This window comes from Ahniella affigens, assembly GCF_003015185.1.
GTDB lineage: Bacteria > Pseudomonadota > Gammaproteobacteria > Xanthomonadales > Ahniellaceae > Ahniella > Ahniella affigens.
This window is the reverse complement of the sequence record NZ_CP027860.1, coordinates 1,777,101-1,792,965: the sequence shown is the minus strand read 5'-3', so window position 1 is coordinate 1,792,965 and position 15,865 is coordinate 1,777,101. Positions and strand designations below refer to the sequence as shown.

Sequence of the window (15,865 nt, the reverse complement as noted above, 5' to 3'; positions counted from 1 at the left end):
TCAGGAGTGAGCCGATGACTGCGATCGCCCGAAATGCCGCGGTGCTGGAAACCACGCATCAGCTGGTCGAACGCATTCGGGGTGGCGATGCCGAGGCTCGCGATCGCCTGATCCGGCGGTACTTGCCACTGCTGACCCGCTGGGCACACGGCCGCTTGCCCAATCCGGCCCGCGATCTGAACGAGACTGCCGACTTGGTGCAGTTGACGCTGCTGCGTGCGTTTCAGGCACTGCCGGCGTTTGAGGTGCAAGGACCCGGAGCGTTCTTCGCCTACCTGCGCCAAATCATGAGCAACATCCTGAAAGACGAAATTCGGCGCACCGCGCGCCGCCCTGTGCACGACGAAATCACGGCCGAAGTGGTCGAAAGTGATCCGTTGCCTTTGGAGCGCGCGGTCAATATCGAGACCCTGCAGGCCTACGAGCAGGCCCTGAACAGTTTGGAGCCCGACCAGCGCGAAGCGGTCATTCTGCGGATTGAGCTGGGTCTGCCGCATGATGAGATCGCGAAACTGATCGATGCCCCGAGCCCGAATGCAGCGCGCATGAAGATCGCCCGCGCGCTGATGCGAATGGCGGAGCTGATGAATGCCCATCGATGACCAGGACGGCCTGCTGCTGAAAGTTGCCGAAGACATCACCGACGGCCGTCCGGTCGATTGGGACACATTGTCCCAGCAATTGGACGCCGAAGCCCTGAAGCAACTGCGCGCATTGGCCGACCTGGCAAAGCAATTCACCGCCGCTCAACAATCACTGGAATCCACGACGGCTACCACGGCGGACATGCTCCCCGAGCCGCCGTTGCCACCGAAATCGGTCGCCGAGCCAAACCTCGAACACTGTTCTCAATTCGCCCACTTGAAGATCCTGGGCGAAATCGGCCGAGGCAGCAGCGGCATTGTGTACCGCGCATTCGACCCGCTGCTCCAACGAACCGTGGCATTGAAGCTGTGCAATCCGGATGGCGGTCAGATCGACGACTTGCTGCACGAGGCGCAGCAGATGGCCAAGGTCAATCATCCGGGCGTGCTGAAGATCCATGGTGCCCAGATCGTCGACGCGCAAGTCGGTTTCTGGTCCGACTTGGTCGAAGGTGAATCCATCTCGACCCGATTGGACCGCACCACCACCGTGCCAGCGCCGGAAGCGGTGTTGATCGGGCTCGAACTCTGCGCAGCCCTTGCCGCGATCCACCAGCTTGGGCTCGTGCATGGTGATGTCAAAGCCCAGAACGTGGTGCGCGATCGCCACGGGCGCCACATTCTCGTCGACTTCGGCAGCGCGCGAAATATTCATGAGCGCGCCACCGTATCGGGAACACCGCTGTATCTAGCGCCTGAGCTCGTTGGTGGCGGCCAGAACACGCCGCCGGACGACCTCTACAGTTTAGGGGTGCTGCTGTTCAAAATGATCAGCGGACACTTTCCGGTTGATGCACGCACCCTGGTGGAACTGGAGAGCGCACACCGCGATCAGCGTCGCCGCTACTTGCTCGATCTGGTACCCGACCTCAATGTCGAACTCGCCGGCGTGATTGAGCGGGCCGTGCATCCCAAGCGCGCCCAGCGCTATCAGAGCGCCGGTGCGTTGGCAGCAGAACTCCGACGCACGTTGCCGGCCGTGCAGCCGCTGCAGGTCACCCACCGTTTGGATGGTCCGACTGAGAACGTTCCCGCAAGCCGCCCGAACCGCCGATTCTGGTGGGTAGGGCTCGGCCTGCTGGCCGGAATCCTCGCGACGATCCTGCTCGTGCAACACTGGCACGATCTGAACGGACCCATCCAGACTGATTTGCGCTGGACCAAGTCCACCGGCGGGGTCGAGTTTCAATTGGTGGATGGCGATCAAATCACGATTGGCGACACGCTGTCACTGCAACTGGCACTGGCCGAATCCGCCCACGTGTACGTGTTCAATGAAGACGCCACCGGCAGTGTTTATCAGCTGTTTCCGTTGCCCGGTGCGGCGCTGGCCAACCCACTCCCCGCAAAACGTCCGATCCGTTTGCCGGGCGAGGTGTCGGGACAGGCGCGGGACTGGCAGGTGACCAGTACCGGCAGCCGCGAACGCTTCTATGTGCTCGTATCGCCCCATGCCATTGCAGCCCTCGATCCGGCTACATCCGGCATTGCGACGGCCGACATTGGGCGCCCCATCGATCGCAGCAGCCTCTACGCCAGCGCCCTGCTCACGCGCGGTGTTGGCGGACTGTCCGAACGACAGAGCATCGACTCCCAGTTCCCGATCGGCACCTGGCTTCGCGAGTTGGGTCAAAACGATCCCCGCGTCCGTGTCCAGCACTTCGAACTGCTGAACCCCTGATCGATCTCGGCCAGCAGCCGCCGCTAGCCACCAGTCCGTTGGGACGGGCCGGCGCGGCTGCAATCGCGACTTCGGAGACCTTCGCGGCTAAGGCAACCTGAACACCCCGCCACTTGCGTTGCACTCGCCGGGCACGTCTTTGCGTTTGCCAAAGTCAAGGGCTGTGCCGAGTTTGTCCGACCCTCTATGATCCAGGCCGCATCCTGCCGATGCGGCCCCTCGGCATGCGTCAGATTGACGCCGGAACTCGGGTCACCTGGTTATCGATAAAGGCGCTTTGGCTATGAATCCACGCACTGCTCTGATGCCTTTGCTACGCATGCTGCTGCTGGCAAGCGTCGGGGTCAGCGCCGAAGCGTCGGTCGTCGTGGTAGCGACGCGTTCGACCGCAGTCGATCAGCCGGTGCCGTTTCAGCCTGGTGATGAACTGCTGACCTACCGCACCCAGAACGCCACGACCGACGTCGAGCAGCCCATCGTCGATGCCGTGTCGTTTCGATTATTGATGCTCGACGATTTGCTGTATGGGCCGATCACCGTCAAGGTTCGCCGTGGCGCGACCTTGCTTGATTTAGAGCTCGTTGACGGTAAGCAGGACATCCAGGTCCGCAGCCAACCAGAAGCGACCGAACTCGAAACCATCGACGATCGCTGGCAGCTGGCAATCGCCGAGAAGAACTGGACGGAAGCCAAGTCGTTGCACGACGCCGCGACGCGCCTCGCCACACCATCTCAGATGCCATTGGTGCATTGGCGGGCCATTCGGAGCGCGCGCGGCGCCTACGACTTCAAACGCTGCCAAGAACGTGTGACGGAAGCGCAAGTCAGCACGACGCGCGCCATGCTGAGAATCCATTACAGCGAGGAGGCGTCGCACTGCGCGTCGTTCGCGGGCAATTGGCGCGAAGGGCAGAAAATCCAGCAAGCGAGCATCGCAGCTCTCGACGAACTCGCGCCCGACACGCTCATCCACGCGCGTTTCTCAGCAAACCTCGGCCAGATCGAAAGCTTCTCCGACTTCAAGGGCGGTCGGGCACGTATCGAGGCGGCCGTCGCGAAGGCGCGCAAGCATTGCGATGGGTGTTCCGACCTTGGCGTCATCCTGAATTTCTACGGTGACGTGCTCGGGAACGGCAACTTGTCCGTCGAATCCGAGGCCGCCTACCGCGAAGGGGTCGAGATTGCCCGCAAGCTCAACGAACCGGCAATGGCGTTGGCGCCGAGATTGCGCATGCATGCGCGCAGCCTCCGAATGCTGGGTCGGATCAAAGAAGCCGGAGCCGAGCTGCAAGAAGCCTTGAAACTTGTGCAATCAGCCGGCGTGCCCGCGCGTGAGCAAGGGCCGTTTCTGAACGGGCTCGGGGTGATCGCTGCGTACGTCGGCGATTTCCACCAAGCGGGGCGCTGGTTTCGAGAAGCGATTGCGTTGTATCCCACAACTGACGAATCGGTCGAGATTGCTAATGCGCGTCACAATCTGGGCTGGACCTTGTTGCAATCCGGCGATCTGGCTGCGGCCGAGCAAGAAATGCGGGCTGCAAACGCGCTGATGGCCAAAAACGACAAGGGCGCGATGTACGCGTTGTTTCTCAGCAACTACGCCGAAGTGCAGTTCGCGCGCGGCGATGATGAGGGCGCGCTCGCGACGATTGATGAAGCCGTGGCGATCAATCAGCGCATCAACCCCAATGCCTACGACACCGCACTCTGCCTGATTAAACAGGCCCTGTTCCGGAGCCGACTCGGCAATGCCGCCGGCGCCACTTCGGCCTGGAAGAACGCCTTTGCCATTCTGGAAGCGCTGCCGCAAGACAACCTGATGCTCGCCGATCCCCTGACCGAGCGTGGCATGGAAGCGCTCGCGCGCGGCGACCTGAAGGACGCTCGGCAGAGTTTTGATCGCGCCATTGCCCTTTACCGCGCCGAGACTATTGGCTCGTTGTCGATGAGCCGCGGATTGCAAGGTGCCGGCATGCTTGCGATCACCGAGAAGCGTTTCGATGTGGCCGAGCAACTGTTGGCTGAAGCCTTGGCGATACGTCGTCGCGACGTGCCGAATTCGGCGCAGCACGCTGAAACCGTGCATAGCCTCGGCACGCTGGCTGAGGCCAGAGAGCAGCCAAAGCGCGCCCGCGAGTTTTACTGCCAGGCAAGCAACATGCTGGATGACGCCAGTCTGAAAGTGGGTGGCGACAGTTTGGATCAAGCCCGCTTTCGCGCGATTTTCGCCGAGATTTATCGCGATTGCGTGTTTGCAAACATCGAACTCGGCGCCGCCGGACCGGCCTTGGAGGCGCTGGAGCGCGGCCGCGCTCGTGGCTTTCGCGCGGCGCTGGAGATGCGCCAACTGCAGCTGCGCGATCCCAAGGAGCGCGCGGCGCTCGATGCGCTGGCCATCAACCTGGCAGGTGAGCAAGAGGCGTTGACGCGCGCCAATGATCCGAATCTGGATGCTGCGCAAAAGGATTTGGCGCGACAACAAGTCGCGCAGTTGAAGCAAGACCGGCAACAGCTGCGGCAGCGCCTTGAACGCGCCCTGCCCTCGCTGTCGGCGCGCAACCTGAGCGAGCTCAGTGCACGCTTGCATCCCGATGAGGCCTATGTCGCGTTCGCGATCGGGGCCGAAGGCAGCGCCGTCTTGGTACTGCGTTCAGACGGCACCGTGATGGCCGCGCGCCTGCCGATGCAGGCGGCGGCGCTCTCGGCGCAGATCACGGCGCTTCGGCAGTTGCTCAACGATCCCAGCCGAACAAGCGACTGGCAGCTCCAGACTGACCGCCTTCGCGACCAGCTGTTTGCGCCCGTCATGCCCGCGCTGCGCGGGGCCAAGACGCTGTCGATTTCACCGGATGGCGCGCTCCATAACCTGCCGTTTGCGGCCATCTGGGACGCCCGCCAGCAGCGCTATTGGGTCGATCAGTACGCGATCACGATCGTCGATGCGTTGAGTGCCCGGCCGGAATCGCGCGACCAACCTGACGACGCAACGGGCATTCAATTGCTGGCCGTTGGCGATCCGATCGATCCGGACCAAGCCGAACCGAGCGCCGCGCTGACCGCCGAACTTCGCCGCAGCGGCGCCACCAGTCTGCGTCCGTTGCCGGCTGCGCGGCGCGAGGTGCAACTGTTGGCCGAACGCTATCAGCGCAGCGCCGAAGTGTTGCTGGGCAGCGACGCAAGCGAAGCGCGGGTGCGGGCGTTGGCGCCGAAATCGCGGCAACTGCATTTTGCCGTGCATGCGCTGCTTGACCCCGAACATGTGCTCGACTCGTCGCTGGTCCTCTACCAAAAGGCCCCGGGATCGAGCCAGGATGACGGCTTTTTGCGCGTTCATGAAATCATGACCGACCTGCAATTGGACGCCGATCTCGTCGTGTTGTCGGCGTGTGACACCGGGCTTGGCAAGGAACTCGCGGGCGAAGGCTTGATCGGGTTCTCGCGCGCCTTTGCCTTCGCCGGCACCAAGGCCACGCTCGCGAGTCTCTGGCCGGTTTCGGATCAATCGACCGAAACGCTGATGGATCATTTTTACGCGGCGCGCGATCGCGGGCAGTCCGCTGCCCAGGCGTTGCAGACGGCCATGCAACAGAGCCGCGAGGCCGCGCGCGAGGCAAACGAAGCACGCCGCGGCGTCGGCGGCTTGGCCCCGGCTAATCAGAGTACCGCGCGCGACACGCGGCATCCGTTCTTCTGGGCGGCGTTCCAGGTTTACGGCGAATAGTCGCGCCAGAGTGACGTGTGCACGCTCACGTCATGTGCGCTCAGCGGGTCCGATACGTTTGCATTGACGCTGCCTGATCGGGCTCGCACAATCGAACGGGGTTGGCGACGGTCCGTCAATAAGACCGTGATCGCCTGACCTCAACGTCGGGGTATCAGCGCACTCAAGCGGAGGCATGCTCATGAAGGCATCGGACTTGTTCATCAAAGCGCTGGAAGCCGAGGGCTGCCAGTACATCTTTGGCATTCCAGGCGAAGAGAATCTGGATCTGCTCGAGTCCTTGCGCACGTCATCGATCAAACTGATCCTGACTCGCCATGAACAAGGTGCAGGCTTTATGGCAGCGACCTATGGCCGACTCACCGGCAAGACCGGCGTGTGCCTGGCGACACTCGGCCCTGGCGCCACGAACTTCGTAACCTGTGCCGCCTATGCCCAACTGGGCGCGATGCCCATGCTGATGATCACTGGGCAGAAGCCGGTGAAGCTCTCGAAGCAAGGACATTTTCAGATTGTCGACGTGGTGTCGATGATGCAGCCGCTGACCAAGTACACCAAGCAGATCGTCTCGGCCGACAACATCCCCGCGCGGATCCGCGAAGCATTTCGCCGCGCGGAAGAGGAGCGTCCGGGCGCCGTGCATCTGGAGTTGCCTGAGGACATCGCCCATGAACACTCCGACGCAATCGTGATTCCGGCGAGCTTCCATCGCCGCCCGATTGCTGACGAAAAAGCGATTCACAAAGCGGCCCATGCAATCAATGCCGCCAAGCGCCCGATACTGATGGTGGGTGCCGGGGCAAACCGAAAGTCGTCTGCGAAAATGCTGCGCGCTTTCATCGACAAGACCGGAATCCCGTTCTTTACGACCCAGATGGGCAAAGGCGTCGTCGACGAGATGCATCCGTTATGGCTTGGCAACGCGGCGCTGTCGGACGGCGACTTTGTGCATCGGGCGATCGAGCATGCCGATTGCATCATCAATGTGGGCCACGACGTCATCGAAAAGCCGCCGTTCTTCATGCGGCGCGGTCGGCGCACCGTCATTCACGTCAATTACGTCAGCGCCGAAGTGGATACGGTCTATTTCCCGCAAATCGAAGTCACGGGTGATGTCGCGAATGCCATTTGGCGCCTGCACGAGGCAGTGTCGCCGCAGTCGCACTGGGAGTTCGGCTATTTCGACCAGGTGCGGAACCACTTGCTGGCGCATCTCGCCCGGAATGCCGACGATGATCGGTTTCCGATCCACCCGGTGCGCATGGTGCATGTGATGCGCGAGATCATGGATCACGATGGCATCGTGTGTCTGGACAACGGCATGTACAAGCTCTGGTTCGCGCGCTACTACCGCTGCAACGAGCCCAATACGCTGCTGCTCGACAATGCGTTGGCGACCATGGGCGCCGGTTTGCCGTCGGCCATGGCGGCCAAGCTCGTCCACCCGGATCGAAAGGTCGTCGCCGTATCGGGCGATGGTGGCTTCATGATGAACTCGCAGGAGCTGGAAACCGCTGTCCGCCTCGGCCAGAACCTCACACAGATTGTGCTGCGCGACAACGCGTACGGCATGATCAAATGGAAACAGGCCAACATGAACTTTGCGAACTTCGGCATGGACATGGGCAATCCGGACTTCGTGAAGTATGCCGAGTCCTATGGCGCGCGCGGCTGGCGGCCCAATTCTGTGGCCGAATTCCGCGACATGTTGCGGGCGGCGTTGGCCTCACCGGGCGTTGACGTGATCGATCTCGCGGTCGACTACTCCGACAATGATCGGGTTCTGAACAACGAGATCAAGCAGCTCAGCGCCGCGCTGAATCCGCCAGCTGAATGAGTGCCAGGAGCCTATGACGATGCTAAAGCCCGCCTACCCGTACTATCTGGCCAATCGCCCAGTCTTCGCCAATCAGGAACTGGAAGTCACCGACAAATACACTGGCGCGATCGCGACCCGGGTGGCGCAAGCGGACGCGTCGGCCATTGACGCTGGGATAAAAGCCGCAGTGGATGCGGAAGACGCGATGCGGCGCTTTCCGCCCTACAAGCGCCAAGAGGTGCTGATGCATTGTGTTGGCCGCTTCAAGGAGCGGTTTGAGGAAATCTCGCAAGCACTTTGCATCGAGGCCGGCAAGCCGATCAAGGACGCACGCGGCGAAACCACCCGCCTGATCGATACGTTTCGATGCGGCGCGGAGGAAGCCGTGCGCTTGGGCGGCGAAGTCATGAATCTGGAGATTTCGGCCCGCGCCCGGGGCTATCGCGGTATGTGGAAGCGCGTCCCGATTGGCCCCTGTTCGCTGATTTCGCCGTTCAATTTTCCGTTGAATCTGGCGGCCCACAAAATTGCCCCGGCAATCGCCGCTGGCTGCACTTGGGTGATGAAACCGGCGTCGCGCACACCGATCGGCGCGTTGATCATTGCCGAAGTGCTGGCCGAAACCGACCTGCCGATTGGCGCGTTCTCGGTCCTGCCCGCGCATCGCCAAGGCGCGGACCTGTTCACGACCGATCCGCGCCTGAAGCTCCTGTCATTCACCGGCTCGCCCGCCGTCGGCTGGGACCTGAAGGCACGCTGCGGCAGCAAGAAAGTGGTGCTGGAACTCGGTGGCAATGCGGCGTGCGTCGTCGATCAGGATCAGGCCGATCGGATCGACCAAGTGGTCGAGCGCCTGATCTTTGGCGGCTTCTATCAATCCGGGCAGAGCTGCATTCATGTTCAGCGCATTCTGATTCATGAGTCGCTCTATGAACTGGTCAAAGACAAACTGGTCGCTGCAGCCAAGGCACTGAAGATGGGCGATCCGAAACTGGAAGATACGTTCATTGGTCCGATGATCTCGGAGTCGGAAGCAAAGCGGCTGCACGACTGGATTCAGCGTGCAAAAGCCGCGGGCGGGCGTTTGCTGTGCGGTGGCGAGCGCGATGGCGCGATGCTCCAAGCAACCATCATGGATCAGGTCCCGGCCGATCAACCGCTGGTGTGCGAGGAAGCGTTCGGGCCGGCAGTGGTACTGTCGTCGTTCTCGAAGTGGGACGACGCCCTCTGCGCGATCAACGACAGCAAGTTCGGCCTGCAAGCCGGCCTGTTCACCGACAACCTGCATCAAGCCATGCAGGCCTGGGACCGATTGGAAGTCGGCGGTGTCGTCATTGGCGATGTACCGAGCTGGCGGGTCGACAACATGCCCTACGGCGGCGTCAAGGATTCCGGCCTGGGTCGCGAGGGCGTTAGGTTTGCCATTGAGGATATGACCGAAATTCGGTTGCTGGTGATCCGCGATCGCGCATGATGACTTGTTCAAAGCGCCGCCCTGTCACTGACCTGCGGTCAACCAACGACAGCCTCCCACGTTTCTGGGACGCGAGCCGGTTCGGGCGTCCCGATGCTTTGGGTCCCATCGCCGTATCATTGCCCCACCCCATTCAACCCAGCTGGAACTCCAAAACCATGAAACGCGCGCTTGTATCCTTTGCCCTCCTCTGCTTCAGCACCGCTGCCCTGGCCAATTCCGCCTGCGATCAACCTCGCGACGATTTTGACGGTCTGTACTGTTTGAACAAGGTCTATCAAGAGGCTGACAAGGAACTCAATGAGAACTACAAAGCCTTGGTTGGTCAGTTGGATGCGGATGGCAAAGCGAAGCTCAAGAAGGGCCAGATCGCCTGGATCAAGGAACGCAACAGCGAATGCAGCCGCAAGGACGATACCGGCTTTTACGTCAACTTGAGCTGCGCCACCGAAAAGACCATCAGTCGCGCGCAGTTCCTGAAAGACCGCTCACGCGAATGCGTCAGCAGTGGCTGCATGAACAGCAAGCTCTGATTCGAATGGCAGGGCGTGCTCGCGGATGGGCGTGGACCGAAGCCCGCACCGCGAGCGCGCAGACGAAGCAGACACACATCGACAGCGCCGCATCGACGGGGCAGACACAGGGGTCTGCCCAGATCGAAGCCAATTGATTCGCTCACAATTCGAAACCGCCATAACGCCCAGTGCGTCGCGGACCTACGTTCGCGGGTCGCCACACCAGACGCGCCCCCATGGCCAGTCATGCCTGGGCCAACTCAAGCGTCGGCCCCGGGGGCGACTCGGTTTACATCGGCGTTTCGGCGACTTGCTCGTGCAGTTCGGGAATCAGCATCAACGCGGCGCTACTGAAGAACCTGTGGTATTCGGCCACCATTTCGCCGTTTTTGATCACTGGGTCAGTGGCGACGTGTTCCTTCGCTTCTTCAACCGTCTCCACTGCCAGCACGAATAGTCCGCGCCAGCCATCGACGCCATCCAATGGCCCAGCCACTTTCAGAATGCCAGCGTCGCTGAGTCGTTGCATATTCGCGAAATGGCCCTGAAACATCGCGTCACGTTCGGGTCCTTTGGGCATCGGTGTCGTGCTTGATTTCAGAATGACCAGCACATAATTGCGCATGCCGTGCAGGTCTGCGCCAGCGCGCTTCGCGAGTTGGGCGTCGAACTTGGGATTAGGCACTGGCGCCGCGGCGTCCGTCGCACTCGCCGTCGGCGGTGACTCCGCGGCGGTACTGAACCCTGGAACCAAGACCACCAACAACAGGACACTGAGCAACCACCGATGGCGGATAGACTGCGTTGAAATCATGTCGACTCTCCCGTTTGCAAAACCATTGTTCGCCCTATCGTCGGGTGCGCCAAAGCCTTTGTCCAGCGCCAGATGACACCCCCAAGCCGAACCGAAGAGCGAGTGCCAGGTGCATAGAACGCATCAACCAGGCGGCGGCAGGCGTTCCAGTACCCGCTTGATGTCGCTGAGCTGCAACTTGAGCTCGTTGATCTGGTCTTGCCGACTCAACGCTTCGGCCTCCATCTTTGCCAAGGATGCCAGCAGCAAGTCCGTATGCTTCTGACGCTCATCGGCTTCTTGGTCCATCTGGATCAGCTTCCGGAAAATCCGTTCACGCATCCGCTCGGCTTCGCGATCTTCATCCGCGCGGAAGTAGGCAGCCATCGTCGCCGAGAGCAACGCAATCAGGCCAACCCCCATCAGCATGAGCACGACCGCAAAAATCCGCCCAGCAAGACTCTGCGGGATCAGATCGCCGTATCCGACCGTGGTGACCGTCACCCAGGCCCACCAAATGCCGTCCCAAGGCGAATGAAACGCCGGATCGAAGTGTGCCACCAGCACCCCGCCCAGACTCGTCACCAACATCAGCACGATCATCGTCGGGCCAAGGCTGTTGCGCTTCAACATCTCGCGAGAGAACGAGCCGACGTGCACGATCAGGCTGATTAACATCAGGAGGCGCAGGCCACGGGCAACCGGCAGAAACGGTGAGTCATCCCAGAACCAAGGCTGGCCGGCAATGATGATCACGAGGTTTAGCCAGTTGCTGCGCAAATAGTGCCAAGGGCGCCGAACCAAGCAACTCAGGACCACCGTTTCCAGAAAAAACGCCGTCCAAATAATCCAGTCCAGATAGTCGCCGATCGACTGACTGATCTCGTGACTGCCTTCCAGGAAGATTTGGATTGGCAGCCAGACGGCCATCGGCACCAGAATCCATTCAAACCGCCGATACCAGCGCCTGGCACGCTCGGATTCGGAACTCGCGACGCCGGCCAAACCAATCCAATGACCAAAACGCTCACGCACGTTGTTCACGGCTTCCACTCAGCCTTGGACAAACTCGTAGCGTTCCAGCGCCCAAGGTTCGCGCTCGGCCGCGTCCGCCCAGGCTCGCATTGCCGGGTGCGCGAGCATGGCCTCGCAATACTTTGCACCGTTGCCGTCCAAGCCAACGGCGTAGGTCTGGAACCGAAACACCACCGGCGCAAAAAAAGCATCGGCCACGGAGAACGCGCCAAACAGATAGGGCCCACCACCGCCGAAGTCAGAGCGGGCCTGATTCCAGATCGCAAGAATGCGCTCAACATCTTTTTGGGTGTCGCCGCTGAGCCGATAGTTCCGGCTGCGGCGACGCACGTTCATCGGGCATTGATTCCGGAGTGCGGTGAACCCGGAATGCATCTCGGCGACAGCCGAGCGCGCTAGTGCGCGAGCGGCGAGGCTCTCTGGCCAGGCCCGATCGGCGCCGATCCAACGCTCAATTGCATGACCGCAGATCGCCAGCGAATCGTTGACCACCAGACCGTCGTCCAGCAGAAACGGCACCTTGCCGGTCGGCGAGCGCTGCTTGACCAAGACGTCGAAATCCTCGGTCAGCATCGGCACCACATCGCAGTCGAAATCAACGCCGAACGCCTTCAGAAACACCCACGGCCTGAGCGACCACGACGAGTAGTTCTGATTACCGATTACCAGTAGCGGCTTCTGCATGCCCACTCCTAATTGCCCACGCTTTCACATCCTCGAACTGACGCATCGGCTTCACTTGGTTGCCGACGCGTCAAGCGCGCTTCGTTCCAACTCGCACTGACCGCTACTTGCATCGAACTACCAGTGCACACCACGCATCAACGCCGCAAAGGCGATCTGCTCGTTGCTCGGCTGCTCGTCGCGACCCTTCATGCCCTTCGCAGCCGCGGAGTCGGGGAACAGCGTATACGCGGTATTCATCACGACTTCGTAGGCCTTTGGTGCCAGCTGATTCAGCACGGCGGCAAAGATCCCGAGGCGCGTCGCGACCCGGCTCGGACGTTCGATAATGGCTTTGACGATCAGATCGGCTGCCTCTTCGGGGGTCAGCGTCGGCACGGAATCGTACATCTTGGTCGGCGCAATCATCGGCGTCTTCACGAGCGGCATGTTGATCGTCGTGAAGCAGATTCCCTGGTCGGAAAACTCGCCTTGCGCACAGCGCGAGAACGCGTCGAGCGCGGCTTTCGATGCCACATAGGCCGAAAAGCGCGGTGAATTGGCCAGCACACCGATGGAACTGATGTTGATGATGTGGCCACGGCGTCGTTCGGTCATCTTGGGCAGGAAACCCATGATCAGGCGCAGCGAACCGAAGTAGTTCAACTCCATTGTTCGCGTAAAGTCATGGAAACGATCGTAGCTCAGCGCGACCGAACGCCGGATCGACCGGCCAGCGTTGTTGATCAGCACGTCGACGCCACCATGATCCTTGATGATGGCTGCGACCAGATCATTGCAACTCTTCTCGTCGGTCAAGTCGGCTGAGTACGTGAAGCAAATGCCGCCCAGACCCTCGATCTCTTTCTTCGTATCATCGAGCTCCTGCTGACCGCGCGCGACGACAATGACCTTGGCCTTGGCCGCAGCCACTTTGAGCGCCGACGCCTTGCCAATGCCGGACGTGCCGCCCGTAATCATCACAACCTTGTCGCGGACCTTGCCTTCCAGCGACCGATCGATGAACAGATCCGGATCCAGATGGCGTTCCCAATAGTCCCAAATACGCCAGGCGTATTGATCGAGCTTCGGCAATTTGATCTTGCTGCCCTTCAGCGCGCGCTCGGTTTCGCGATTGTCATAGCGGGTCGGGTTCGATAGATATTCCAGCGCATGCTTCGGGATGCCGAGATCGCGCATGACCTGATTCGTGAAGCGTTTGACCGGCGGCAGGTTCATGACGGCGCCACGCACCATAGGCGGAATGAAGCCAATCGTGCGCGCGTCGATACGCATGGTCATTTCCGGCGCATTGGCGGCCCGCGAGAACGTGTTCAGCAGTTCGCCCGCGCGCAGCGGTTCCGGATCGACCAACTGGAAGCAGCCGCCGTCGAGCCCCGTCTTGTGCGAGATGTGATCCATGGCGTCGACCACATAATCGACCGGCACCACATTGACGCGCGCGCCTTCGATGCCAATGGTTGGCATCCATTGTGGCAAGGTCTGCCGGATTTTCTTGATCAACCGGAAGAAGTAGTAAGGACCGTCGATCTTGTCGATCTCGCCGGTCTTCGAGTTGCCGATGACAATCGCTGGGCGATAAATACGGTAGGGAATCTTGCAGGTCTTACGGACCAGTCCTTCCGATTCATGTTTGGTGCGGTAGTACGGATGCTTGAGACCTTCAGCCTCGCTGAACATGTCTTCTTTGAACACCCCAGGATACTTGCCGGCGGCAGCGATTGAGCTGACATGCTGAAAGCTGCCCGCCTTGATGGCATGGGCTAGATCGATGGCGTGCTTGGTGCCGCCGACGTTCACCGCTTCGTTCGTCTCGTCATCGGCTTCGACATCGTAAATGGCAGCCAGGTGGTAGAACAGTTTGACCTTGCCCGTCAGCTGCTTCTGCGCGGCCGCCGACACGCCAAGTTTGGCTTTGGTCAAATCGCCGATGACGGGCACGATTTCATCTTTGCCCGCGCCCAGGTTCTCGATGATGGCCTCAAGCTTGTGGACGGACTCCTTGCGCACCAGCGCAAAAATCTTGCCGCGCCGCTTGAGCAGCTTTTCCAGCAGATGACGACCCAAAAAGCCCGTTGCGCCGGTCACGAAATACGTCATGGTCTACCCTCGTCGATCCTGGTGCGGCGCAATGTGCGCCGCGGGGTGGAAATTGCAATCTGGCAACCTGTGGCAATGGCCTCGGCCCCCGAAGCACGGCAGCCACAGACCGCCCTAGATTGCCCGGAGTTTCGACATTTTCCTAGTGGGCGCATGCAAATTCGCCGTGGTTCGCCGGCGCTCGGAAGCCCTTCTCGGCAACAAGGGCCGGATTGCCGCAGTGCAAGACGCCAGCGCCCGGTGGTCTGGTCAGACGCTGCCCGACAGCGTGCGCGTGACGTGGCGATCCGGTCGCCGCCGATCATGGCGGGCAAGTCTCAGTTTGCTCTTGTTTGGAATGGAATGACCATGCTATCTAAGGGATATTCCCTTAGACGTCCCGGAGACCTCCATGGCCGACCTCAAGAAGCAGTTCGAAGACGCTGCAAAAAAGGCGCTCAACCTCAAAGATCGCCCCGACAACGACACCATGCTAAAGCTGTACGCCCTGTACAAACAGGGGTCACAAGGTGATGTCACAGGCGACAAGCCGGGGTTTTTTGACTTTGTCGGCGTGGCCAAATATGAGGCCTGGGCCAAGCTCAAGGGCACGGCCCTGGACGCGGCGCAGAAACAGTACGTGGATCTTGTCAAGAAACTCAGCTGATGGGCACCAAGGCCACCGCTGGCAAGACCCGCGAACGCATCCTCGATGTCAGCCTGGCCATGTTCAATGACCGGGGCGAGCCCAATGTGACCACCAATCACATTGCGGACGAGCTCGAAATCAGCCCCGGCAACCTCTACTACCACTTCCGCAACAAAGACGACATCGTCGAGCACTTGTTTGCCCGCTACGAGAACTCGATCGATCTCGCGATCGTCCCGCCGATTGATCGCCTGCCCACGCTTGAAGACATCTGGATGCAGCTCCACAAGGCCTTCGAAACCATGTGGGAATACCGTTTCATCTATCGCGACCTGGTGGATATCACCAGCCGCAACCGCAAGCTCCGGATGCATTTTGCCCGGATCATCAAGCGGGCGACGGCCAACGCGAACGAAGTACTCAAGGGTCTGACCACGGCCGAGATCATGCGCGCCAGCCGGGCCGAGATCGAAGCCACCGCCACCAATATCATTCTGGTCGCGACGTTTTGGATGAGCTTCAACTCGGTACGCGGCGGTCAGCTCGAAAAGGGCTCCGAAGACCTGACCCAGGGCATTTTTCAAGTGATGATGATCATTGCGCCGTACTTGCGCGACGCCGAACGTCTGCACCTGAACAACCTGGCGCTGACTTACGTTCGCTAATTGGCTGTCGCAAATCGGCCCACGAGATGGCAGCGTGGCTGACCCAAACTCGAATCAATCACGCAAGTGATTGATTCCGCGGGCGCAAGTCCTGGGTGCGGTCGTC

General features: G+C 60.7%; 12 protein-coding genes. 8 read left to right on the top strand and 4 right to left on the bottom strand.

The genetic code is table 11. The annotated features are described in order from the left end of the window. The first annotated feature begins 14 nt into the window (after positions 1-14). The 6 genes from C7S18_RS07005 to C7S18_RS06980 all read left to right on the top strand — a co-directional run bounded on the left by C7S18_RS07005 (position 15) and on the right by C7S18_RS06980 (position 9,872). A complete protein-coding gene (locus C7S18_RS07005) occupies positions 15-602 on the top strand; it encodes an RNA polymerase sigma factor (protein WP_170113155.1) in 588 nt (195 codons plus the stop codon). Continuing rightward, the gene (locus tag C7S18_RS07000; protein ID WP_106890882.1) at positions 589-2,325 is read left to right on the top strand and encodes a serine/threonine-protein kinase; all 1,737 of its coding nucleotides are present in this window, start codon (positions 589-591) and stop codon (positions 2,323-2,325) included. The genes C7S18_RS07005 and C7S18_RS07000 overlap by 14 nt, the downstream gene beginning before the upstream one ends. A gap of 283 nt (positions 2,326-2,608) precedes the next feature. After that, a complete protein-coding gene (locus tag C7S18_RS06995; protein ID WP_106890881.1) occupies positions 2,609-6,046 on the top strand; it encodes a CHAT domain-containing tetratricopeptide repeat protein in 3,438 nt (1,145 codons plus the stop codon). Positions 6,047-6,227: 181 nt separating this feature from the next. Continuing rightward, complete coding sequence (locus tag C7S18_RS06990; RefSeq protein ID WP_106893949.1) at positions 6,228-7,883, top strand: acetolactate synthase large subunit; 1,656 nt, start codon at positions 6,228-6,230, stop codon at positions 7,881-7,883. 19 nt (positions 7,884-7,902) lie between these two features. After that, complete coding sequence (locus C7S18_RS06985; protein ID WP_106893948.1) at positions 7,903-9,339, top strand: aldehyde dehydrogenase family protein; 1,437 nt, start codon at positions 7,903-7,905, stop codon at positions 9,337-9,339. 158 nt (positions 9,340-9,497) lie between these two features. Next, complete coding sequence (locus tag C7S18_RS06980) at positions 9,498-9,872, top strand: lysozyme inhibitor LprI family protein (RefSeq protein ID WP_106890880.1); 375 nt, start codon at positions 9,498-9,500, stop codon at positions 9,870-9,872. A gap of 271 nt (positions 9,873-10,143) precedes the next feature. Here the strand turns inward: C7S18_RS06980 and C7S18_RS06975 are convergent, their stop codons facing one another. The 4 genes from C7S18_RS06975 to C7S18_RS06960 all read right to left on the bottom strand — a co-directional run bounded on the left by C7S18_RS06975 (position 10,144) and on the right by C7S18_RS06960 (position 14,466). After that, positions 10,144-10,668 carry a YciI family protein gene (locus tag C7S18_RS06975; protein WP_106890879.1) on the bottom strand — a complete coding sequence of 175 codons (525 nt, stop codon included), beginning with the start codon at positions 10,666-10,668 and terminating at the stop codon, positions 10,144-10,146. A gap of 123 nt (positions 10,669-10,791) precedes the next feature. Further along, positions 10,792-11,691: a potassium channel family protein gene (locus C7S18_RS06970; protein WP_146151803.1), complete on the bottom strand. Its 900-nt coding sequence runs from the start codon at positions 11,689-11,691 to the stop codon at positions 10,792-10,794. A gap of 9 nt (positions 11,692-11,700) precedes the next feature. Then, positions 11,701-12,366 (bottom strand): glutathione S-transferase family protein, encoded by a 666-nt coding sequence (locus tag C7S18_RS06965; protein WP_106890877.1) that lies wholly within the window; start codon positions 12,364-12,366, stop codon positions 11,701-11,703. 117 nt (positions 12,367-12,483) lie between these two features. Beyond that, positions 12,484-14,466, bottom strand: a complete 1,983-nt coding sequence (locus C7S18_RS06960) for an SDR family oxidoreductase (RefSeq protein WP_106890876.1) — start codon at positions 14,464-14,466, stop codon at positions 12,484-12,486. A gap of 391 nt (positions 14,467-14,857) precedes the next feature. On the opposite strand from C7S18_RS06960, the gene C7S18_RS06950 reads away from it, so the two are divergent. Further along, entirely contained in the window at positions 14,858-15,112 is a 255-nt protein-coding gene (locus tag C7S18_RS06950; RefSeq protein WP_106890874.1) for an acyl-CoA-binding protein, read from the top strand. Then, entirely contained in the window at positions 15,112-15,759 is a 648-nt protein-coding gene (locus C7S18_RS06945; RefSeq protein WP_106890873.1) for a TetR/AcrR family transcriptional regulator, read from the top strand. The genes C7S18_RS06950 and C7S18_RS06945 overlap by 1 nt, the downstream gene beginning before the upstream one ends. Positions 15,760-15,865 lie beyond the last annotated feature (106 nt).